This is a genomic window from Nonomuraea cavernae (assembly GCF_040655715.1).
Lineage (GTDB): Bacteria > Actinomycetota > Actinomycetes > Streptosporangiales > Streptosporangiaceae > Nonomuraea > Nonomuraea cavernae_A.
The window spans coordinates 278,050-300,086 of the sequence record NZ_JBFAKL010000006.1 but is presented as its reverse complement, the minus strand read 5'-3'; the positions used below and the strand labels follow the sequence as shown (position 1 = coordinate 300,086).

Here is a 22,037-nt window from a genome sequence, read left to right as displayed (position 1 = left end):
CCATGGACCGCCGTCGCTTTCTCCTCAGAGCCGGCATGACGATGGCCGCGGGCATCGCCGGGCCGTTCGCCGGTGTCGCCTGCGCGGGCGAGCGGGGCGAGGCCAAGCCGGTGCGCGGTTACGGGCCGTTGCGCCCCGTGGCCGACCTGCGTGACGGCAAGGTCAGGCTGCACCTGCCCGACGGGTTCGCCTACCGGTCGTTCAGCGCGGCGGGCCAGAAGTTCTCCGACGGCTCGGCCGTGCCCGGCAGGCACGACGGGATGGCCGCGTTCGCCGCCCCGCGTGGCACCGCCTACCTCGTACGCAACCACGAGGTCAACGGCCCCGTCGGGGCGTTCGGCGACAAGGGCAAGGCCTACGACAGGATGGCCGGGGGCGGCACCTCGACGCTGCGGGTCACCCGCTACGGCGAGGTGATGCGCAGCGGCCCGTCGCTCACCGGCACCATGATGAACTGCTCCGGCGGCCCCATGCCGTGGAAGGCCTGGGTGACCTGCGAGGAGACGGTCAACGGGCCAGACGTGGGCGACGACCACTCCGGCGGCGACAACTCCCGGCTGACCCGCAGGCACGGCTACATCTTCGAGGTGCCGGTGCTCGGCGCCGCGACGGCCAAGCCGATCAGGTCGGCGGGCCGCTTCGCCCACGAGTCGGCCGCCTTCGACCCCACCTCGGGGGCGCTCTACCTGACCGAGGACTGTTTCGGGTTCGCCTCGGGCTTCTACCGCTACCTGCCTCCGGCGAACCCGGTCAAGGCCGGGCGCCTCCTCGACGGCGGCAGGCTGCAGATGCTCGCCGTGAAGGGCTCGCCGCGCCAGGACCTGTCCGCAGGGCAGCGACCGGGAGCCGTCTACCCGACCACCTGGGTCGACATCGACGACCCCGACCCCACCTTCACCGGCAAGCCGTCCAACGAGGCGGCCGTCCAGGCGGTGGGCAGACAGGGGCGGGCCAAGGGGGCCGCGATCTTCTCCCGGCTGGAGGGGGCGATCCACCACCAGGGCACCGTCTACTTCGTCTCCACGCAGGGCGGCGCCCCCGTGCCCGACGCCCCGGAGCCCGACGGGTTCGGCAGGGGCCACGGCCAGGTGTGGGCCTACGAGACGGGGAGCGGCCGGCTCAGGCTCGTCTACGAGTCGCCGCGCGCGTCGATGCTCGACCTGCCCGACAACGTGACGGTCAGCCCGCGGGGCACGCTCGTGCTCTGCGAGGACGGCGACGGCGACAACTACCTGCGCGGGCTGACCCGGCAGGGCGAGATCTTCGACTTCTGCCGGCTCGCGCCCATCGCCGACGACCCCGGCGCGGAGTTCGCCGGTTCGACCTTCGGCCCGGGGGGCAACACCCTCTACGCCAACATCCAGTCCCGTCAGGGCATGTCGTTCGCGATCTGGGGTCCGTGGCAGCGGGGCGCGTTCTGAGCGAGGCTAGCCTGGGAAGATGATCCTGGGCATCGGAGTGGACATCGTCGACATCGCACGGTTCGAGGCGGCGCTGGAGCGCACCCCCCGGCTGCGCGAGCGGGTGTTCACCGAGGCGGAGCGGCCGCTCCCCGTGCACTCGCTGGCCGCCAGGTTCGCCGCCAAGGAGGCCGTGGCCAAGGCACTCGGCGCGCCCCGGGGGATCAGCCATCTGGAGGCCGAGGTGCGCTCCGGCGACTCCGGGAAGCCGGAGGTCAGGGTCACGGGCAAGGCCGCCGACGTCGCCCAGGGCCTCGGCATCAAACGGTGGCACATTTCGCTGAGCCACGACGCGGGCGTGGCCGTGGCCTACGTGATCGCCGAGGGATAACTTCGGATCATGCGCACCGCCTACACCGCCGACCAGATCAGAGCCGCCGAACACGTGCTGATGGCGCGGCTGCCCGAGGGCTCGCTCATGCGGCGCGCCGCCTCCGGGCTCGCCACCGTCAGCGCCGCTCTGCTCCCCAAGGTGTACGGCGCTCGCGTGCTGCTCCTCGTCGGAAGCGGCGACAACGGCGGCGACGCCCTCTACGCGGGGATGCTGCTGGCCAGGCGCGGGGCCAGGGTGGAGGCGATCCTGGCCGGCACCAGGACCCACGAGGCGGGGCTGGAGGCGTTCCGGCAGGCCGGTGGCCGGGTCGTCGGCCCCGAGGCGGCGGACCGCGCCGACTCCGTCGACCTGGTCCTCGACGGGCTCGTCGGCATCGGGGTCGCGGGCGCGCTGCGCGAGCCCTACGCCGGCCTGGTCCAGGCCGTCAACGCCGCGCCCGTCCCCGTGGTGGCGGTCGACGTGCCCAGCGGGGTCGACGCGAGCACCGGCCGGGTGCAGGGCGCGGCCGTCGAGGCCCAGGTGACCGTGACGATGGGCGCCTACAAGGCGGGGCTGCTCGTCGATCCCGGCGCGGCCCACGCCGGGGTGGTCGAGCTGGTCGACATCGGGCTCGGCCCCTACCTGCCCGACCCCGACGTGGTGGTGCTCACCCACGAGGACGTGGAGGACCTGCTGCCTCGCCTGTCGAACGAGTCCGACAAATACCGCCGGGGCGTGCTCGGCGTCGCCGCGGGCAGCGTCCAGTACACAGGAGCCGCCGTGCTGGCCGTCGGCGGGGCGCTGCGGGCGGGCGCGGGCATGGTGCGCTATGTCGGGCCGGGCGCGCCGGTGGAGCAGGTCCGCGCGCACTGGCCCGAGGCCGTGATCACGGAGCTCGACCGGCCCTCGATCGGCGAGGTCGGCAGGGTCCAGGCCTGGGTCCTCGGGCCCGGTCTGGGCACCGACGACTGGGCTCACGAACTGGCCAGGAGCGTGCTCGCCAGCGACGTGCCCGTGCTGATCGACGCCGACGCGCTGACCCTGGTCGCCAGGGACCGGAGCCTGCTTCGCCGTACGGCGCCGGTGCTGATCACCCCGCACGCGGGCGAGCTGGCGCGGCTGACGCGGGCCGACCGCGACCAGATCGAGGCCGCCCGGCTGGAGCACGCCCGCCGGGCCGCGACGGAGCTGGGCGTGACCGTGCTGCTCAAGGGGTCCACCACGGTCGTCGCCGAGCAGCACCGGCCGGCCCGCGTCAACCGCACCGGCACCTCGTGGCTGGCCACGGGAGGCACGGGCGATGTGCTGTCCGGCGTGGCGGGGGCGCTGCTCGCCCAGGGGCTCGGCTGCTACGAGGCCGGTTCGTGCGGCGCCCACCTGCACGGGCTGGCCGGCCGGATCGCGGCCCGCGGGGCGCCGCTGACCGCGGCGGACGTGGCGGCGGCGATCCCCTCGGCGATCCGTAGCGTGAGGGACGAACCGCGCTCGACCACGTGAGGGAGCTGCCAGACTGGAGAGATGGTGTACCACCCGATGGCGACGCCCGCGGAGGCGCGGGTCGACCTGGCCGCGATCAGGCACAACGTGGCGTTGCTCAAGGATCACGCGGGCGGCGCGGAGCTGATGGCCGCCGTCAAGGCCGACGCCTACGGGCACGGGCTGGTGCCCACGTCCGAGGCCGCTCTGCGGGCCGGCGTGGACCGGCTCGGCACCGCCTTCATCCGGGAGGCGCTCGCCCTGCGCGAGGCCGGCGTCACCGCGCCGCTGCTGTCGTGGATCATCACTCCGGGTGAGCCGGTCGACGACGCGCTGCGGGCCGGCATCGAGCTGTCCGCCTCCGACGAGCCGTTGCTCGACGAGATCGCCGCCGCCGCCCGGCGCACCGGGGTCACGGCCCGGATGCATCTGGAGGCCGACACCGGCATGAGCAGGGGCGGCTCGCCGCTGGCGGCCTGGCCGGGGCTGCTGCACCGCGCGCTGGCGCTGCGGGCCGAGGGCGTCATCGAGATCGTCGGGCTGTGGACCCACTTCGCCTGCTCCGACGTTCCCGGCCATCCCTCCATCGACCTGCAGATCGACGCGTTCGAGACGGCGCTCAAGCTGGCCGACCAGGCGGGCGCCGGCGGGTCCCACGTCATCAGGCACATGGCCAACTCCGCCGCGATCGTGGCATTGCCGCGGGCCCGCTACGACATGGTCAGGTCCGGCATCGCGATGTACGGGCTCAGCCCGATCCCCGAGCTGGGCGACTTCGGCCTCCGGCAGGCGATGACGCTGGTGGCGCGGATCGCGCTGGCCAAGCGGGTGCCGGAGGGGGCCGGAGTGTCCTACGGACACCTCCACGTCACGGAGCGCGAGACCACGCTCGGCCTGGTCCCGCTCGGCTACGCCGACGGTATCCTCCGGCATGCCACCGGACGAGCCGAGGTGCTGGCAGGAGGGCGGCGCAGGACGGTGACCGGACGGGTCTGCATGGACCAGTTCATGATCGACATGGGCGACGATCCGCTGGAGGCGGGGGACGAGGTCATCCTGTTCGGTCCTGGTGAGAAGGGGGAGCCCACCGCTCAGGAGTGGGCGGATACCCTCGGCACGATCACGCATGAGATCGTGACCAGGATCGGTGCGCGGGTGCCGCGGGTGTACAAGGAGTCGGGGACATGACGACGACAACACGGCGCAGGGTCGGGGTCGCGGGTGCGATCGTCGGCGCCGCATCGGCGGGTGTCGCTGCGGCGGCGCTGGCCAAACGCCTCGCGGTGGGCCGGATCAGGCTGCGGCCCGATCTGGAGGCCGGCGAGCCGTTCGGCGAGTTGCGCGGCAGGGAGCACACGCTCACCACCTCCGACGGCATGGCGCTGCACGTCGAGGTCGACGGGCCCGACGACGCGCCGCTGACGATCGTGTTCTGCCACGGCTACTGCCTCAATCTCGAGTCGTGGCACTACCAGCGCCGCGACCTGCGCGGCTCGCACCGCATGGTGCTGTGGGACCAGCGCTCCCACGGCCGCTCCCAGCGCGGGAGGGCCGACGACAGCACCATCGACCGGCTGGGCGACGACCTGGCCGAGGTGATCAAGGAGTTCGTGCCCGGCCCGTGCGTGCTGGTCGGCCACTCCATGGGCGGCATGACGATCATGGCGCTGGCCGACCGCCACCCTGAGCTGTTCGGCGACCGGATCCGCGGCGTGGCACTGATCGCGACCTCGGCGGGCAAGCTGGCCGAGATCACGCTGGGCCTGCCGGCCCTGGTGTCCAAGGCCGTCCACAAGGTCGCGCCGACGACGGTCTCCCTGCTCGGCAAGAGAGGCTCGCTGGTCGACCGCACCCGGCACGCGGGCAGCGACATCGCCTTCCTCGTCACCCGTCACATGGGCTTCGGTGACTCGCGCAACGTCAGCCCGACCCTGGTCGACTTCGCCGAGACGATGATCAGGGCGACGCCGACCGAGGTGGTCGCCGACTTCTACCCCGCGCTGATGAACCACGACAAGCTGTCGGCGCTGCACGTCCTCGACCCGGTGCCCACCGCGATCGTGGTCGGCGACAAAGACTGGCTGACCCCGCCCGAGCACAGCCGGGCCATCGCGGCCGCGTTGCCCAAGGCTCGGCTGACCGAGGTGTCCGGCACCTCCCACCTGATCCAGCTGGAGCGTCCGGGCCCGGTCAACGACGCGCTGCGCGAGCTGATCAAGCGGGTGGAGCTGTAGTGGACGGGCAGCACCGGCCGGCGCGGCAAACAGTTCGGACATCTCGCCTGGTGGGGGTCGCGCGGTGAATGGTGGGGGTCGCGCGGTGAATGCGGAGCGGCTCGCGACCGCCGAGGACATGCGCTCGTACGGCGCGCGCCTGGCCGCCCGGCTGCGTCCCGGCGACCTGGTCGTCCTGTCGGGGCCGCTCGGCGCCGGCAAGACCACGCTCGTGCAGGGCATCGCCGAGGGCCTCAAGGTGCGCGGCCCGATCACCTCGCCCACGTTCGTGATCGCCAGGGTGCACCCGTCGCTGCGCCAGGGCCCGCCGCTGGTCCATGTCGACGCCTACCGGCTCGGCGGCGACCTCGAGGTCGACGACCTCGACCTCGACGCCTCGCTGGAGGATTCGGTGACCGTCGTCGAATGGGGCGAGGGGCTGGTCGAGGGCCTCTCCGACGACCGCCTGGAGATCCACATCGACCGCGAGACCGGCGACGAGGCCCGCACCGTGACGCTGCGCGGCATCGGCCCCCGCTGGGGCGACACGCCGTCTGATCGCCCCGAAGAGTAAAACCCGCGCCCACGCCGGGCAATGGTGTCACCCTTGACGTATTCGGCCAATGCCATCAATCATGATCATTGGTCATGGATTCGCCCAGAAATTCTGGGTATCAGGAGGGGTAGCATCCGCATTTTTGGTGGATGCTTGGTGCAGGACGGCGAAGTGGGGTGCGCTGGTGCTCAGGGCAAGGCGGGTCGCGTACGCGGGTGCCATCCTCGTGATCGGCGCGATGGGATGTTCGGCGGAGGCGCAGACGACACCGACCCCCAGTCCCACCCCGACGACCACGGTCAGCGCGACTCCCACCGCCACGGTCACCAGACCGGCCATCAACGTGCAGGTCAACCCCGACAGGGTCACCGCGGGAGAGACCTCGAAGGTGTGGATCCTGGCCAACTGCCCCGTCCCCACCGGCGGCCCCGCCCACACCGGCACCGCCACCTCCAAGGCGTTCGTCAACGGGGTCACGCTCAACCCCGCCACCGACGCGCTGGCCACACCCGCCGCGACCGGCAAGCAGGCGACCGGGCCGTGGGTGCGCGGTGAGGCGCAGGTCTCCGGCACCGTCAAGCGCGGCTCCTACACGGTCGACGTCAAGTGCGACGGCACCAACGACACCGGCAAGGCCACGCTCCGGGTGGTCAGGGCCGACGTGCCCACCGGCGTGCCCACCAAGGCGCCCCGGGCGGGCGGTGGAGGCATGTTCGGCAAGGAGGTCGAGGACGACTCGACGCTGCCGCTCGCGCCGATCGGCGCGGGGATGGCGCTCGTCCTGGCCGTGGGCGCGGGGATAGCGATCAAGCGCCGCAGCCGGGCCTGACCATGGCCCGCAAGGGAGGGGCGGTCCTCGCCGGGGCCGCCACCGGGCTGTTGCTCGTCATGTTCGGCAAGGACCTCCAGATCGGCACCCAGCCCGCCGCGAGCGTGGTGCCCGAGAGCATCGACATCCCCTCGATCGACGTCGAGGCGCCGCTGATGAAGCTCGGGGTGAGCAAGGACGGCGAGGTCGAGCTGCCTCCGTACGAGAAGCCCGCGATGGCCGGATGGTTCACCGGCAGCGTGGTGCCCGGCGAGAAGGGCGCCTCGGTGATCGTCGGCCACGTCGACACCAAGACCGCCCCCGCCGTCTTCTACAAGCTCAAGCGGGTGCGCAAGGGCGAGATCGTCAAGGTCAAGCGCAGCGACGGCAAGGTGGCCACGTACAAGGTCGACTCGGTCCAGCAGGTGCACAAGGACAACTTCCCGCTCAAACGGGTGTACGTCGACGATGGCCTCAAACTGGTCACCTGCGGCGGCACGTTCGACCACGCCGCGGGCGAATACCTCGACAACGTGATCGTCTACGCGTCCAAAACCTGAAATCCGGTTGCGGTCACCCGCAGGATGGAGGGCATGAGCGTCGACTCCCAGCCACCCGCGTCCGGCGTGCGGGTGCCCTGGTCAGAGATCCATCCGGCCGTCCGTGAGGCGGTAGAGGAGTTCCTCGGCGGACCCGTGGCCGAGGCGGTCACCCAGACGGGCGGCTTCTCGCCCGCCGCGGCGGTGCGGGTGCGCACCACCGGCGGCCGGCGCGCCTTCGTCAAGGCCGTCGGCCCCGAGCCCAACCCCGACAGCGTCCGCATCTACCGCTCCGAGGCCGAGATCGCCGCCGCCCTGCCCGCCTCCGTGCCGGCCCCGCGACTGCTGACGAGCTTCGACCTCGACGGTTGGGTGACCCTGGTCTTCGAGGACATCGACGGCCGCCACCCGGCCCTGCCGTGGCGGCGCGACGAGCTGGACCTGGTGCTCGGCGCCGTGGAGCGGATGTCGGCCGCGCTCACCCCGGCTCCGATCGTCGCGCCGCCCATAGGCGAACGGTACGCCGTTGCCTTCCGCGGCTGGCGCGACCTGCTCACCGAGGACACCACCGGGCTCGACCCGTGGGCGCTGCGTCACCTCGCCGCCCTGGCCGACCTGGAGTCGGGCTGGCCGGAGGCGGCGGCCGGCGACACCCTGATCCACACCGACCTGCGGGCCGACAACCTGCTGCTCACCGCCGACCGCGTCTACGTCGTCGACTGGCCATGGGCGTGCGTCGGCGCTGCCTGGTTCGACCGGGCGGCCATGCTGCCCTCGGTCGGCATGCAGGGCGGCCCGCAGCCGCACGAGCTGCTGCCCGACCCCGATCCCGCCGTCACCGCCGTGGTCGCCGCGATCGCCGGCTTCATGGTCCGCCACGGCCGCCTGCCCGATCCGCCGGGGCTGCCGACGGTCAGGGCGTTCCAGCGGGCTCAGGGCGTGGTGGCGGTCGAATGGCTGAAACAGCGCACCGGCTGGGTCTGACCCGCCCGGCGGGTAGGCTAAACAGTCGTGCTGGTCCTGGCTTTTGATACCGCGACTCCCGCCGTCACCGCCGCGCTCCACGACGGCCGTCAGGTGCTCGCCGAGTCGACGACGATCGACGCTCGGCGCCACGGCGAGTTGCTCGCGCCCACCATCGAGATCGTCCTGCGCGAGGCCGGGGCCTCGCTCGGCGACGTCACGGCCATCGTCGCGGGCAGCGGTCCCGGCCCCTACACGGGCCTGCGCGTCGGGCTGATGACCGCCCAGGGGCTGGCCGTCACGGCGGGAGTCCCGGCGTACGGCGTCTGCACCCTGGACGCCGTCGCCTACGGCAGCGGGCTGACCGGGCCGTTCCTGGTCGCCACCGACGCCCGGCGCAAGGAGGTGTTCTGGGCCCGCTACTCCGACCTGCGTACGAGGGCCGACGGCCCGTTCGTCGACCGGCCCGCCGACGTCCCCGTGGCGGGCCTGCCGGTGGTGGGGGCCGGCGCCGACCTCTACCCGGACGTGCTGGGAGGGTCCAGCGGCCCGACCTACCCCTACGCCGGCGCGCTGGCCGCGCTGGCGGCCGAACGCATCGAGGCGGGCGTGCCACTCGACCCGCCGCGCCCGATCTACCTGCGGCGACCCGACGCGGTGGCGCCGGGGGCGCCCAAGCGGGTGACCGCGTGAAACTCCGGCAGATGACCGAGGCCGACCTGCCGACGGTCATGGCGATCGAACGGGCCACGTTCCCGCTCGACGCGTGGAGCGAGGGCATGATGCGGGGCGAGCTGGGTGACCAGCCGCGCACTCGCCACTACGTGGTGGCCGTGGTCGACGAGGCGATCATCGGCTACGCGGGCCTGGCCGCCGCGGCCGACCAGGCCGACGTGCAGACCATCGCGGTGCTGGAGTCCCATCAGGGCACCGGCGTCGGTGGCGCCATGCTGGCCGAGCTGGTGGCCGAGGCCCGCAGGCGGGGAGCACGCGAGATCTTCCTGGAGGTCCGCTCCGACAACCCGCAGGCACGCGGCGTGTACGAGCACTTCGGGTTCGAGGAGATCGGCCTGCGTCGCCGCTACTACGACGACGGCACCGACGCGATCATGATGAGAAGGAAGCTGGATGGCTGACGCACCCCTGGTCCTCGGCATCGAGACCTCCTGCGACGAGACCGGCATCGGCCTCGTCAGAGGCCATACCCTGCTGGCCGACACGATCGCCTCCAGCATGGACGAGCACGCCCGCTTCGGCGGCGTGGTGCCGGAGGTGGCCTCCCGGGCCCACCTGGAGGCGATGACGCCGACCGTCGAGGCGGCGCTGGCGAAGGCGGGGGTCGCCTTCTCCGACATCGACGCGATCGCCGTGACCGCCGGTCCGGGGCTCGCCGGGGCGCTGCTCGTCGGCGTGGCCGCGGCCAAGGCCTATGCGCTCGGGCTCGGAGTGCCGCTCTACGGCGTCAACCACCTGGCCGCGCACGTCGCCGTCGACCAGCTCGAACACGGCCCGCTGCCCAAGCCGTGCATCGCGATGCTGGTGTCGGGCGGCCACTCCTCGCTGCTGCTGGTGCCCGACGTGGCCCAGGACGTGATCTCGCTCGGCTCCACGGTCGATGACGCCGCCGGCGAGGCCTTCGACAAGGTCGCGCGGGTGCTCGGGCTGCCGTTCCCCGGCGGTCCCCACATCGACCGGGCCGCCACCTCGGGCTCCGGCACCGCCGTCGCCTTTCCCAGGGGCAAGCTCGACGACGGCACGCTCGACTTCTCCTTCTCCGGGCTCAAGACCGCCGTGGCCCGCTGGGTGGAGGCGCGCCAGGCGGCCGGCGAGACCATCCACGTGCCCGACGTGGCCGCCTCGTTCCAGGAGGCCGTGGTCGACGTGCTGACTCGCAAGGCACTACAGGCGTGCCGTAAATACGACGTGCACGACCTGCTGATCGGTGGCGGCGTGGCGGCCAATTCGCGGCTGCGCGCCCTGGCCCGCGAACGATGTGAAGCCGCGGGCGTGCGACTGCGGGTGCCCCGGCCGGGGCTGTGCACCGACAACGGCGCCATGGTCGCAGCCCTGGGCTCCGACCTGGTGGCGGCCGGGGTCACACCGTCCACGCTGGACATCCCGGCCGACTCCTCGATGCCCATCACGACCGTCCACGTGTGAGCCCCTGACGGGGGGTGAGGTCCCGCTGTGCGGCGCGGGACCCCACGCGCGGTCACTCCTTGCGAGTCGGCCGGAGCAGAGCCTCGGCGAGCGCCAGCATGGTCTCCTCCAGAGCGCCGAGGCGCTTGGTGAGATCGGTGGTGGCCGGCTCGACGATGCCGGTGACGGTCTGAGCGAGCTCGTCACGGTCGGGACGGGTCTGGACGATCTCGGTGAGCGTCGCCGCCGCCACGGCGAGGCGCTCGACCTGGGCGGTCGCCTCGGTGGCGAGCAACTGGCTGATCCGGTCACCGATGTCGGACACGCCGGGCAGCCGCTGCACCCGCTGGTTGACGGCCTCCACGCGGTCGTCGACGGTCTCGAGCTGCTCTCCGGCCTGCTCGGCTCGGGCGGCGAGGTCGGTCAGGTGGACGTCGACGCCGTCGAAGCGCGTGTGCAGCCGGGTGTCGACGGAGTCGAGCCGGGTCGCGAGGTGGGTGTCGACCTTGTTGAGCCGGGCCGCCAGGTTGCCGTCAGCAGTGTCGAAACGGGCCGCGACGCTGCTGTCGACGGAGTCGATGCGGCTGGCCAGGTGGGTGTCCACCGTGGCTAGGCGCGCGGCCACCTTGGTGTCGATCGTGTCGAGGCGGGCCGCGAGGTCGGCGTCGGCGGTGTCGAGGCGCGCGGTCAGCCTGGCGTCGACCGTGTCGAGCTGGGCGGTCACGGTGTCGATGCCGGCCGCCAGGTTGGTGTCGGCGGTGTCGAGCCGGGCCGCGAGGTTGGTGTCGACCCTGTTGAGCCGGTTGGCCACGGTGTCGATGCGGGCGGCCAGATCGGAGTCGACCGTGTCGAGCCGGGCGGCCAGCTTGGTGTCGACCATGTCGAGCCGGGCCGCGATGGTGGAGTCGACGGTGTCGATGCGGGCGGCCAGGCCGGTGTCGACGGCCTCGAAGCGGGCCGTCACCGTGCTGTCGACGTTCTCGAAACGACTGGTGACGCACTCGAACCCGGCGGCCAGCTTGGCGTCGACCGTGTTGAAGCGGCCGGCGACGGCGCTGTCGACGCCGTCGAAGCGGGTCGTCACGTGCTCCTCGAACTCGTTGAGGCGCTCGTCGAGGGACTCCAGGTGGTTGTCGACGTGGTTGAAGCGGCCCTCGTTGCGCGTCGCGGTGTCGCTCAGGTGCTGGTCGACGGCGGCGACCCGGCCGTCGAGCGTGGTGACCAGGCCGGTGAGGGCGTCGAAGCGGCCGTCGTGCCGGCCCAACCGGCCGTCGACCGAGGCCAGCCGCTCGCCGGTCGCGCCGAGCCGCTCGTCGACGCCGTCGAGGCGTACGGACAGGTGCTGCTCGCAGGCGTCGAGGCGGGTCGCGAGCTGTTGCTCGGTGTCTTCGAGAAGGCCGGTGACGTGCTCCTCGGCCGCCGCCAGGCGGCTGGTCAGGTGCTGCTCGGAGGCGGCCAGGCGGCCGGCGACGACGTCGACCTGGGCGGCGAGGGGATCGGCGACGGCGGCGAGCTTGTCGTCGAGGCGCTCGGGCAGGCCGGTCACCGCGCCCTCGATGCGGTCGGTGCGCGCGGTCAGCTCGGCGAGCGACTTGTCGAGCCGCGTGAAGCGGTTGGCGGCGATCTCCATGCTGGAGTTGAGCTGGCTCAGCTTGCCCGCGAAGTCGCCCATCCGGCTGACGATGCCGTCGCCCCGGTCGAGCACCGACTGGAGCCGCTTGAGCGCCTCCTCGACCCCGATGCCGATGGTGCCGAGGTCGGCCCAGAGGCCGGGCAGGTCGCCCACCGGGGCGACGTGCCGGCTCACCGACTCGACCCGGGCGTCGACCGACCCCACCTGCTCGCCCACCGCGTCGACGTGGTCACGCACCGCCTCGACGTGCTGGGCGAGGCCCTCGGCCCACATCGGCGGCTTGGCGGTGATGTCGTCGAGCCGCCCGCTGACGGTCTCCAGGGTGCCGCTCAACCCGCCGAGCTCCCGCTCGCGCACCTCGCGCAGCAGCCACTCCATGCCTTCGAGCCGCTGGCGGATCTCGTCGAGCACCGCCCCCTGGGTGCGCTGTTCGTACACGTGATCCTGGGCGGCGCGCGCCAGCAGGTCCCGCATCCTGTCGGAGATGGGGGTATGGCCGCCTGCCTGCAGAAGGGTGGTGTGGTTGGAATGATCCACCGAAAGCTCCTTCGCTCGCCGACGGTCTGCCGCGCAGCGGTCGGTAGGTCCGGTTTGCAGATGAAAGAAGGAGAACGCGGTAAACCGCTACAGGGGGAGAACTCCCGCCCGCCCACCTTAGTCTTTCGATCAAGGTCCGTCAGGAGCGAAGTAAAACGTCGTGGTTATCGGTAGAACGCCCTGGTTCGTCATTTAGGCAGGTGGCGATGGGTGGCAAATCAGGACCGACGGCTTATCCATGATTCGGGTCAGGATGATTACCGCTGACTTGTCTCCCGAAAGGCGCAAATCCGCTCGAAGACGTTCGATGTCGATGGCCGAGGCGCGCTTTTTGATGGTGACATTTCCGACCTGCCGCTCGCGAAGGGTGGAACGGAGGCGTTTCAGGGAGAACGCCAGCACGTCCTGGACCTCGTACCTCGCCGCCCACGGGGTGTCGATCGGCACGTCACCCGTGATGTAGGCGATCATCGGGTCGGGCAGCCGCCCGGCGACCAACTCGGCCACCTCGCCGACGAGGTGCGCGCGGATCGCCGCGCCGTCGGGCTCGTAGAGGTAGCGGCCGACGGGGCCGGTGAGGGCGCGCGCGCCGGTGGCGGTCATGCTCTGCCCGCCGGGCAGCAGCGTGGCCCGCCGCACGCGCGGACCCTCGGCCGACTCGTCCGCCGGCCCTTCCACCAGGCCGCCCGCCGGGGCGGCCGGCGGCCCCGCCTGCTCGTCCTCGGCGTCGGGCCAGTGGGCGCCCGTCCAGAGCGAGACCTCCTTCACCTCGCCCTTGTACGACACCCACTCGGCCTCGGCGTCGGCCGGGATGAACGAGTAGGGGATGCCGGGGGCGACCTTGAGGCAGGCCCGCGGAGCCCTGGAGACGAGGTCGAGCACGACCGGCCACGGAGGGGAGTAGGCCATGGGGTCGAACGTGCGGCCACGGGAGGTGCGGCGGGCCGGGTCGGCGAACAGCACGTCGTAGCCCTCCGGCGACACCGTGGCGGCGTCGGCCGTCCTGACGGTCACCCGCTCGCCGAGCCCGAGCGCCTCGACGTTGGCCCTCGCCACGGCGACGGTCAGGGGATCGGTGTCCACCGCGTCCACGAAGCAGCCGGCGCGGGCCAGCGCGATGGTGTCGCCACCGATGCCGCAGCAGACGTCGAGCACCCGCGGCCGGTGCGGCTCGCACGCGGTGAGGCGGCGGGCGCGGTGGCGGGCGACCTGGCCTCGGGTGGACTGCTCCAGGCCGTGCGGTGTGAAATACATGACTTCGGCATCGGGGCCGAACTTCTCCTGGGCCCGCTCCCGCAGCTCTGCCTGGGTGAGCGCGGCCGAGGTGAGCGCCGCGTCGTAGGACCTGCGCAGCCTGGTCGCCGCGGCCACCGGGCCGGCCGTCCGAAGCGCCTCAGCCTCGGCCAGCGCGCGGATGCCGCGAGGTGTCAGCAGCTCGTTGAAGGCGTCGAGGTCCACGTATGACGACGTTAGCGCGTCGCCACCGGAGCCGGGACGGTGCGGTGCCGTGCGGTGCGCGACAGGTGGCAGGGTGGGAGACGCGGACGTCAAGGTTTGCGCCTGATCGCTCTGAGCAGACGCGTTCGTGTTGACTGTCAAGCCCCTCTTGCATATGTTTCCCATTGGCACTCTCCCCTTGAGAGTGCCAATGTGCGACGAGGCAGGTCTGACACCCGCGACGGCAGGCCCCGCTGGTCGCCTCTTCTAGATCATTCAAATCTGAAGGGGAGGTCCGATCGTGACGACCGCCACCAAGGTTCCCGTTAAGCCGCTCGGCGACCGCATTGTGGTGCAGCCGCTTGAGGCCGAGCAGACCACCGCTTCCGGCCTGGTCATCCCTGACACCGCCAAGGAGAAGCCGCAGGAGGGCAAGGTCCTCGCGGTGGGCCCGGGCAACTGGGATGAGGACGGCGACAAGCGGATTCCGCTTGACGTCAGCGAGGGCGACATCGTCCTCTACAGCAAGTACGGCGGCACCGAGGTCAAGTACGGCGGCGAGGAGTACCTCGTGCTCTCCGCCCGCGACGTTCTCGCGATCATCGAGAAGTAAGCCGGTCGTGTCGGGCCCCGGGCGCACGTCGTCGATCTGACGCGAGGCGGCCGGGGCCTTCGGCACCAGGAGAGGACTTTCAGCAAAATGGCGAAGATCCTGGAGTTCGACGAGGACGCCCGGCGCGCGCTCGAGCGCGGCGTGAACGCCCTCGCGGATGCCGTGAAGGTTACCCTCGGCCCGCGTGGCCGCAACGTTGTCATCGACAAGAAGTTCGGTGCTCCGACGATCACGAACGACGGCGTGACCATCGCTCGTGAGATCGAGCTGGAGGAGCGCTACGAGAACCTCGGCGCCCAGCTCGCCAAGGAGGTGGCCACCAAGACCAACGACATCGCTGGTGACGGCACCACCACCGCGACCGTTCTGGCCCAGGCCATGGTCCGTGAGGGCCTGCGCAACGTGGCGGCCGGCGCCTCGCCGCTGTCGCTCAAGCGCGGCATCGACAAGGCGGCCAAGGAGATCAGCGACAAGCTGCTCGCCAGCGCCCGTCCGGTCGAGGACAAGAAGGAGATCGCCAATGTGGCGACGATCTCCGCTCAGGACGCCAAGATCGGCGACCTGATCGCCGAGGCGTTCGACAAGGTGGGCAAGGACGGTGTGCTCACCGTCGAAGAGTCCAACGCCATGGGCATGGAGCTCGAGTTCACCGAGGGCCTGCAGTTCGACAAGGGCTACCTTTCGGCCTACATGGTGACCGACCCCGAGCGGATGGAGGCCGTCCTGGAGGACGCCTACATTCTGCTCACGCAGGGCAAGATCGCCTCGATCGCCGACTTCCTGCCGCTGCTCGAGAAGGTCGCGCAGACCAAGAAGCCGCTGCTCGTGGTCGCCGAGGACGTCGAGGGCGAGGCCCTGGCGGTGCTCGTCACCAACAAGATCCGTGGCACGTTCACCTCGGTCGCCGTCAAGGCGCCCGGCTTCGGTGACCGTCGCAAGGCGATGCTGCAGGACATGGCCATCCTCACCGGCGGCCAGGTCGTCAGCGAGGAGGTCGGCCTCAAGCTCGAGAACGTCGGCCTTGAGGTGCTCGGCCAGGCTCGCCGCATCGTGGTCACCAAGGACGCCACGACCGTCGTCGACGGCGCCGGTGACGCGCAGGCCATCGAGGACCGCGTCAAGGAGATCAAGATTGCCATCGAGCAGTCCGACTCCGACTGGGACCGCGAGAAGCTGCAGGAGCGTCTGGCCAAGCTCGCGGGCGGTGTGTGCGTGCTGCGCGTCGGCGCCGCCACCGAGGTGGAGCTCAAGGAGAAGAAGCACCGCCTCGAGGACGCGATCTCCGCTACGCGGGCCGCGATCGAGGAGGGCATCGTCTCCGGCGGTGGCTCCGCGCTCATCCACGTCGCCGGCGAGCTCGACGACCTGGGTTTGACGGGCGACGAGGCCACGGGCGTCGGCGTCGTGCGCCGCGCGCTGGTCGAGCCGGCCCGCTGGATCGCCGAGAACGCCGGTCTCGAAGGCTACGTGGTCACCCACAAGGTCGCCGAGCTGCCGGCCGGTCACGGCTTCAACGCCGCGACGGGCGAGTACGCCGACCTGCTCGCGCAGGGCGTCATCGACCCGGTCAAGGTCACCCGCTCGGCGGTGCAGAACGCGGCTTCGATCGCGGGCATGCTCCTCACGACTGAGGTCCTCGTGGTGGACAAGCCCGAGGAAGAGGCCGCTGCGGCCGGTCAGGGCCACGGCCACGGCCACGGTCACTGACCCCTTCCCGAACGCACCCGGCCCGCTCCCCGCATCGCGGGGCGCGGGCCGTCTGTGTTTTCGCGCCCGCGCCATGTTTCCAAGGATCATGGGATGGCGTATATATGGCGTGTGACGTAGTACCTGATGAAACGCCGGAGAGATGGTGGTTTGGTCGGGTGATGTGGAAAGGTGACTTATTCGAGTAAACCCAACATGGGAGCAAAGCGTCTAGGGCGTCTGACAAATGTCGCGCATTTCGGGTAATGAGGTGAAATATTCCGCCACCCCGAAAGGCTTAGTGTCGCCAATCGATTACTAACGGTTATCGTCTCTTCAATGTGACCAATCCGTAGCCGTTCGCGATGACGACAGGCCCGATCAGTACGGGCATCATGCCTAACGTGAGCGAGGGAAGCGTCGCCGACGCCAAAATTGGGGTAAGGCTCGCGTCGAGACTTCCGGCACGGACGGATGACTCCGACCTAAGGGAACTGACGAGCCTCGCCGTACAGGGAGATCGCGGTGCGATCGAATCCCTGCTCGGCGAGTTGCGTCCGAGAGTGGTGCGCTATTGCCGCGCCAGGTTGGGCAGGGTGACAGGGCAGTATCACATTGCCGACGATGTCGCCCAGGAGGTGTGCATCGCGGTCCTGTCCGCGCTGCCCCGATACCGCGACATGGGCCGGCCGTTCGCCTCATTCGTCTTCGGGATCGCCTCGCACAAGGTGGCCGATGCGTTGCGGAGCTCGGTCCGCTCCGCCGTGCCGACCCAGGATCTGCCCGACGGGCCCGACGACGGGCCGGGGCCGGAGGAGACCGTCGTCCGCTACATCGAGGTCGAGCACGCCCGCCGGTTGCTCGCCCGGCTGCCCGAAACGCAGCGCGAGTTGCTGCTGATGCGGGTGGTGTCCGGGCTGTCCGCCGAGGAGACCGGTAATGTACTCGGCATGTCACCAGGTGCGGTCCGGGTCGCCCAGCATCGGGCGCTGGCGAGGTTGCGGCAGATGGCCGAGCTGGAGTCGGCTTGACGCCGGAGGAAGAGAGCGACGCGCTACTCGACGCGCTCGCTCGCGGTGAGCCACCCGGCTGCGGTGACCCCGCCGCCCGGCTGCTCGCCGTCCTGCTGGAGGACGTGACCGAGCTCGCGGAGTTAGCGGAGCTCGGTCAGCGGCGTTCCTCCGTGTCGATGACGCCGTCGACGTAGCCTCTGGCGTACTCCCAGCTGACGTAGTCGGCGGGGTCGGGGTGGAAGGCGGGCTCGTGCACCTGAGGACGGCCCTTGTCGATCATCTGGCGAAGGTTGCCGCGCAGCAGGTCCCAGTCGAAGAAATGCTGCTCCCCGCATTCGGGGCAGTCGAGCACGAGACCGAGCACCCCCTGCGGCTCGAGCAGGGAGTGGAAGACCTCCACGTCGGCGAGGTCGGTGATGGCCTCGTCGCGCTCGGTCGCGGTCAGTGGCTCCGCGTCATCGAGCTCGCCCAGCGCAGCGGAAGGATCATTCGGGTCGTCCGCGAACGGGTCGCGGGGAACGTCTCCCAGCACCTTCCCACCATATGACCGATGCGGCCTCAGCGGTGGCTATTGGCCCAGCCATCCACGGCGCGAGGCTTCCACCCCTGCGTGGAAGCGTGATTGAGCTCCCAGCTCGTTCATGGCGTCGGCGAACCTGGCGCGCACCGTGCGCACCGACAGGCCGAGCTGGCGGGCGATCGAGTCGTCGCACATGCCCTGCGCCGCCAGCCTGAGCACCTGCACCACGCCGTCGATCCCGCCGCCCCAGGGCAGGGGCACGGCCCTGGCCCAGAGCTCCTCGAACAGCGAGCGCAGCAGGCCCACCACGATCGGCGTGCGGAGCAGGTAGAAGTTGTACGCGTGGTCGGGCAGGTTGCCGCCCCACAGGGCGGGCAGCCCGGCGGCGTCGGGCCCCGCGGTCATGAACCAGCTGGGCACCCGGTCGAGGGTGCGGGCCTGGCCGCCGGCCTCGCGCAACCGGGTGAGCTGCTCGCGTACGCCGGGCAGCGACAGCGTGGACACCGGGATGATCGCGTGCACGCGCAGCAGGCCGCGCTCCTGCGCGTCGATCCACGGATCGGCGAACTTGCGCACGAAGTCGGCCATGGTCCGCTCGTCGGGAATCGCGGTCAGCAGCTCCATCGGCGGCGCCTGCACGGCCATGCCGACCACGCTCTCGTAGAGCACGTCGGCCCCGCTGACCAGCTCGACCGGGAACGGTCCGCTCTGGTAGTCGCGCCCGGCGTCGTAGTCGTGGATGAGCCCCCGGATCGAGCCGAGCGCCGAGTCGATGCGCCGGCTCTCCTCGGCCAGGCGGTCGAGGCGCTCGGCGACCAGCCGCCCGAGCGCGCCGGCGGGGTGCCGGGCGAGATACTCGCCCGACTGTTCGTCCACCACCCCCAGCCTGACCAGATCGTCGAGCTGCCTGCTCACCTTGTCGATCGGACCGTCCATGGCCTGGGCCACCTCCGTCACCGTGGCCCTGTGCAGGCGTAACACCGCGGTGTAGAGAGCGGACTGAGCAGGGCCGAGCCCGAGCGTCTCCAGCGGGTCGGACGCTGCGGGCGAAGCGTTGCGCATGGCGGAGAGCTCCGTAAGGGAGACACGGGCGTGCCGCGAGGATAACGCGGCCTTGGGTCCCTGTCCGCTTCTTGCGCCGACTACTCCCGGCTACTCCTGAGGTGTGCAGCTTCGTGCAATTGCACGTTTTCACGTTGCGATGTGCCGATGAGTGACGCAGGCTTAACCCACAGTCGGCAACCCACCGGGCGCTAGCGGTGCCAGTCATCAGGGCGCGGAGGGGGGTCCGGTGGCGCGATGCGCGCTCCGCCCGGGTGCCGGTAGCTGGGGGATGGGACGGATCACCGACCGGCCCATCCCCCTTCTTTGTGCTTGCCGGGAGTACGACGGGCCGTGGGGGTCATCGTCCTCCCGGCAACCATGTCGTTTGGTCCCAGGCCCTAGACTTGGCAGCATCGCGCAACGGCAGGAGGGGGCCGCAGCATGTCCAAGTTCACCGATACAGGTCTGACCTTCGACGACGTGTTGCTCGTGCCCGCCTACTCCGATCTGCAACCGGGTGAGGCCGACACGCGGTCACGCCTGTCGCGCGGCATCACCCTGTCCATCCCGCTGGTCTCCGCCGCGATGGACACGGTCACCGAGGCTCGCATGGCGGTGGCGATGGCCCGGCAGGGCGGCATCGGCGTGCTGCACCGCAACCTGTCGATCGAGGAGCAGGCCCAGCAGGTCGACCTGGTCAAGCGGTCGGAGGCCGGCATGGTCACCAACCCGGTGACCTGCACCCCCGACGACACGCTGGCCGACGTCGAGCGGCTGTGCGCCACCTACCGGATCTCCGGGGTCCCGGTCACCGACGCCGACGGCATCCTCGTCGGCATCGTGACCAACCGCGACATGCGCTTCGAGACCGACCAGTCGCGCCGGGTGCGCGAGGTCATGACGTCGATGCCGCTGGTCACCGCCCCGGTCGGCGTCTCGCGTGACGACGCGTTCACGCTGCTCAGGAAGAGCAAGATCGAGAAGCTGCCGCTGGTCGACTCCGACGGCAGGCTGCGCGGCCTGATCACGGTCAAAGACTTCACCAAGAGCGAGCAATATCCACTTTCCACCAAGGACGCCGATGGCCGCCTGGTGGTGGGGGCCGCGGTGGGCGTCGGCGGCGACGCCGAGGCGCGCGCCAAGGCGCTGATCGAGGCGGGCGTCGACGTGGTCGTCGTGGACGTGGCCCACGGTCACTCCCGAGGGCTGGCCGACATGATCGCCAAGGTCAAGGCCAACAGCAAGGTCGACGTCATCGGCGGCAACATCGCGACCAGGGCCGGCGCCCAGATGCTGGTCGACGCGGGCGCCGACGCGGTCAAGGTGGGTGTGGGCCCCGGCTCGATCTGCACCACCCGGGTGGTGGCCGGGGTGGGCGCGCCGCAGGTGACCGCCATCTACGAGGCGTCGCTGGCGTGCGGGCCCGCGGGAGTGCCGGTCATCGGCGACGGCGGCCTGCAGTATTCCGGCGACATCGTCAAGGCCATCGCCGCGGGCGCCGACACGGTCATGCTCGGCTCGTTGCTGGCGGGCTGCGAGGAGTCGCCCGGCGAGCTGATCTTCATCAACGGCAAGCAGTTCAAGTCCTACCGGGGCATGGGCTCGCTCGGCGCGGTGCGCAACCGCGAGCGCGGCGGCACCTCGTTCAGCAAGGACCGCTACGCGCAGGGCGACGTCGGCGGCGAGGACAAGTTCATCCCCGAGGGCATCGAGGGGCAGGTCCCCTACCGAGGCCCGGTGGCAGCGGTCGCCCACCAGCTGATCGGCGGGCTGCGCCAGGGCATGTGGTATTCCGGCTGCCGGACGATCCCGCAGATGCACTCCGACTGCGAGCTGATGCCGATCACGTCGGCGGGCCTCACGGAGAGCCACCCCCACGACATCCAGATGACCGTGGAAGCTCCGAACTATCACAGAAGGTAATTCATGACTCAGCAGGTGGAGATCGGCCGGGGCAAGACGGGCCGGCGTGCCTACTCGCTCGACGAGATCGGCCTCGTGCCCTCTCGGCGCACCCGTGACCCCGAAGAGGTCTCGATCGCCTGGCAGATCGACGCCTACCGGTTCGAGCTGCCCGTGGTGGTCGCTCCCATGGACAGCGTCGTGTCGCCCGCCACCGCGATCGAGATCGGCCGCCTCGGCGGGCTGGCCCCTCTCGACCTCGAAGGGCTGTGGACCCGTTACGATGACCCCTCGCCGCTGCTGGAGGAGTGCGCCTCGCTCGACGCCGAGGCCGCGACCAGGAGGCTGCAGGAGATCTACACGGCGCCGATCAAGGAAGATCTGATCGGCCGCCGCATCGAGGAGATCCGCGCCTCCGGGGTGACCACCGCGGTCCGCCTGTCGCCGCAGCGTACGGTCCAGTACCACAAGGCGGTCATCGACGCGGGCGTCGACATCTTCGTCATCCGGGGCACCACGGTCTCGGCCGAGCACGTGTCGGGCCGGGCCGAGCCGCTCAACCTCAAGCAGTTCATCTACGAGCTCGACGTGCCGGTCATCGTGGGCGGCTGCGCCACCCACACGGCCGCGCTGCACCTGATGCGCACCGGCGCCGCCGGCGTGCTGGTCGGCTTCGGCGGCGGAGCCTCCCACACCACGCGCAACGTCCTCGGCGTGGCGGTGCCGATGGCCACCGCGATCTCCGACGTGGCCGCGGCCCGCCGCGACTACATGGACGAGTCCGGCGGCCGCTACGTGCACGTGATCGCCGACGGCGGCATGGGCACCTCCGGCGACATCGCCAAGGCCATCGCCTGCGGGGCCGACGCCGTCATGGTCGGCTCGCCGCTGGCCCGCGCCTCCGAGGCGCCGGGACACGGCTTCCACTGGGGCTCCGAGGCCCACCACCCCGACCTGCCGCGCGGCCGCCGCGTCGAGTTCGGCACGGTCGGCTCGCTGGCGCAGATCCTGCACGGCCCGTCGAGCGTCGCCAACGGCTCGATGAACCTGATGGGCGCGCTCAAGCGCACCATGGCCTCCACCGGCTACTCCGACATCAAGGAGTTCCAGCGCGTCGAGGTGGTCGTCGCCCCGACCCAGTGATCACCAGCCTGTACGGCGCAGCCACAGTGATCACCGTCCCTT

22 protein-coding genes are annotated in these 22,037 nt (G+C 71.0%); 18 read left to right on the top strand and 4 right to left on the bottom strand.

Annotated elements, in window-relative coordinates:
* Positions 1 to 2: 2 nt before the first annotated feature.
* The 12 genes from AB0I38_RS11745 (at position 3) to tsaD (ending at position 10,488) form a co-directional block, all read left to right on the top strand.
* The gene (locus AB0I38_RS11745; RefSeq protein ID WP_358465888.1) at positions 3 to 1,421 is read left to right on the top strand and encodes a PhoX family protein; all 1,419 of its coding nucleotides are present in this window, start codon (positions 3 to 5) and stop codon (positions 1,419 to 1,421) included.
* Positions 1,422 to 1,440: 19 nt separating this feature from the next.
* A complete protein-coding gene (locus tag AB0I38_RS11740; protein ID WP_358465886.1) occupies positions 1,441 to 1,791 on the top strand; it encodes a holo-ACP synthase in 351 nt (116 codons plus the stop codon).
* 9 nt (positions 1,792 to 1,800) lie between these two features.
* The gene (locus AB0I38_RS11735; RefSeq protein ID WP_358465884.1) at positions 1,801 to 3,270 is read left to right on the top strand and encodes an NAD(P)H-hydrate dehydratase; all 1,470 of its coding nucleotides are present in this window, start codon (positions 1,801 to 1,803) and stop codon (positions 3,268 to 3,270) included.
* A gap of 36 nt (positions 3,271 to 3,306) precedes the next feature.
* Entirely contained in the window at positions 3,307 to 4,437 is a 1,131-nt protein-coding gene (alr, locus tag AB0I38_RS11730) for an alanine racemase (RefSeq protein WP_358465963.1), read from the top strand.
* Entirely contained in the window at positions 4,434 to 5,483 is a 1,050-nt protein-coding gene (locus AB0I38_RS11725) for an alpha/beta fold hydrolase (protein ID WP_358465882.1), read from the top strand. The genes alr and AB0I38_RS11725 overlap by 4 nt, the downstream gene beginning before the upstream one ends.
* An 85-nt stretch (positions 5,484 to 5,568) precedes the next feature.
* Positions 5,569 to 6,036: a tRNA (adenosine(37)-N6)-threonylcarbamoyltransferase complex ATPase subunit type 1 TsaE gene (gene tsaE / locus AB0I38_RS11720; RefSeq protein WP_358465880.1), complete on the top strand. Its 468-nt coding sequence runs from the start codon at positions 5,569 to 5,571 to the stop codon at positions 6,034 to 6,036.
* 166 nt (positions 6,037 to 6,202) lie between these two features.
* Complete coding sequence (locus AB0I38_RS11715) at positions 6,203 to 6,847, top strand: hypothetical protein (RefSeq protein ID WP_358465878.1); 645 nt, start codon at positions 6,203 to 6,205, stop codon at positions 6,845 to 6,847.
* A 2-nt stretch (positions 6,848 to 6,849) separates the two neighbouring features.
* Positions 6,850 to 7,386 (top strand): class F sortase, encoded by a 537-nt coding sequence (locus tag AB0I38_RS11710; RefSeq protein ID WP_358465876.1) that lies wholly within the window; start codon positions 6,850 to 6,852, stop codon positions 7,384 to 7,386.
* 33 nt (positions 7,387 to 7,419) lie between these two features.
* Positions 7,420 to 8,349 (top strand): aminoglycoside phosphotransferase family protein, encoded by a 930-nt coding sequence (locus AB0I38_RS11705; RefSeq protein WP_358465874.1) that lies wholly within the window; start codon positions 7,420 to 7,422, stop codon positions 8,347 to 8,349.
* Between the two features lie 27 nt (positions 8,350 to 8,376).
* The gene (gene tsaB, locus AB0I38_RS11700) at positions 8,377 to 9,021 is read left to right on the top strand and encodes a tRNA (adenosine(37)-N6)-threonylcarbamoyltransferase complex dimerization subunit type 1 TsaB (protein ID WP_358465872.1); all 645 of its coding nucleotides are present in this window, start codon (positions 8,377 to 8,379) and stop codon (positions 9,019 to 9,021) included.
* Between the two features lie 11 nt (positions 9,022 to 9,032).
* Positions 9,033 to 9,464, top strand: a complete 432-nt coding sequence (rimI, locus tag AB0I38_RS11695; protein WP_358465870.1) for a ribosomal protein S18-alanine N-acetyltransferase — start codon at positions 9,033 to 9,035, stop codon at positions 9,462 to 9,464.
* The gene (gene tsaD / locus AB0I38_RS11690; protein WP_358465868.1) at positions 9,457 to 10,488 is read left to right on the top strand and encodes a tRNA (adenosine(37)-N6)-threonylcarbamoyltransferase complex transferase subunit TsaD; all 1,032 of its coding nucleotides are present in this window, start codon (positions 9,457 to 9,459) and stop codon (positions 10,486 to 10,488) included. The genes rimI and tsaD overlap by 8 nt, the downstream gene beginning before the upstream one ends.
* A 52-nt stretch (positions 10,489 to 10,540) precedes the next feature.
* Here tsaD and AB0I38_RS11685 read toward each other — a convergent pair whose 3' ends face one another.
* Both AB0I38_RS11685 and AB0I38_RS11680 read right to left on the bottom strand, forming a co-directional pair.
* Entirely contained in the window at positions 10,541 to 12,637 is a 2,097-nt protein-coding gene (locus tag AB0I38_RS11685; RefSeq protein ID WP_358465866.1) for a hypothetical protein, read from the bottom strand.
* A 192-nt stretch (positions 12,638 to 12,829) separates the two neighbouring features.
* The gene (locus AB0I38_RS11680; RefSeq protein WP_358465864.1) at positions 12,830 to 14,095 is read right to left on the bottom strand and encodes a class I SAM-dependent methyltransferase; all 1,266 of its coding nucleotides are present in this window, start codon (positions 14,093 to 14,095) and stop codon (positions 12,830 to 12,832) included.
* Between the two features lie 280 nt (positions 14,096 to 14,375).
* Here AB0I38_RS11680 and groES point away from each other — a divergent pair, with 280 nt between their 5' ends.
* From groES to AB0I38_RS11660, 4 genes are all read left to right on the top strand, one after another.
* Positions 14,376 to 14,687 (top strand): co-chaperone GroES, encoded by a 312-nt coding sequence (gene groES, locus AB0I38_RS11675; RefSeq protein WP_043623565.1) that lies wholly within the window; start codon positions 14,376 to 14,378, stop codon positions 14,685 to 14,687.
* A gap of 87 nt (positions 14,688 to 14,774) precedes the next feature.
* Complete coding sequence (groL, locus tag AB0I38_RS11670; protein WP_358465862.1) at positions 14,775 to 16,394, top strand: chaperonin GroEL; 1,620 nt, start codon at positions 14,775 to 14,777, stop codon at positions 16,392 to 16,394.
* Positions 16,395 to 16,768: 374 nt separating this feature from the next.
* On the top strand, positions 16,769 to 17,404 hold the full coding sequence (locus tag AB0I38_RS11665; protein WP_358465860.1) for a sigma-70 family RNA polymerase sigma factor: 636 nt from the start codon (positions 16,769 to 16,771) through the stop codon (positions 17,402 to 17,404).
* Positions 17,401 to 17,580, top strand: coding sequence for a hypothetical protein (locus AB0I38_RS11660; protein ID WP_358465858.1), 180 nt, complete (start codon positions 17,401 to 17,403; stop codon positions 17,578 to 17,580). The genes AB0I38_RS11665 and AB0I38_RS11660 overlap by 4 nt, the downstream gene beginning before the upstream one ends.
* Here AB0I38_RS11660 and AB0I38_RS11655 read toward each other — a convergent pair.
* Both AB0I38_RS11655 and AB0I38_RS11650 read right to left on the bottom strand, forming a co-directional pair.
* Entirely contained in the window at positions 17,541 to 17,918 is a 378-nt protein-coding gene (locus AB0I38_RS11655) for a DUF5319 domain-containing protein (RefSeq protein WP_358465856.1), read from the bottom strand. The genes AB0I38_RS11660 and AB0I38_RS11655 overlap by 40 nt on opposite strands.
* Positions 17,919 to 17,954: 36 nt before the next feature.
* Positions 17,955 to 18,968, bottom strand: coding sequence for a helix-turn-helix transcriptional regulator (locus AB0I38_RS11650; RefSeq protein ID WP_358465854.1), 1,014 nt, complete (start codon positions 18,966 to 18,968; stop codon positions 17,955 to 17,957).
* Between the two features lie 423 nt (positions 18,969 to 19,391).
* Here AB0I38_RS11650 and guaB point away from each other — a divergent pair, with 423 nt between their 5' ends.
* Together guaB and AB0I38_RS11640 are read left to right on the top strand one after the other, a co-directional pair.
* The gene (guaB, locus tag AB0I38_RS11645) at positions 19,392 to 20,873 is read left to right on the top strand and encodes an IMP dehydrogenase (protein ID WP_358465852.1); all 1,482 of its coding nucleotides are present in this window, start codon (positions 19,392 to 19,394) and stop codon (positions 20,871 to 20,873) included.
* Between the two features lie 3 nt (positions 20,874 to 20,876).
* Positions 20,877 to 21,995, top strand: a complete 1,119-nt coding sequence (locus AB0I38_RS11640; protein ID WP_358465850.1) for a GuaB3 family IMP dehydrogenase-related protein — start codon at positions 20,877 to 20,879, stop codon at positions 21,993 to 21,995.
* Positions 21,996 to 22,037: the final 42 nt, after the last annotated feature.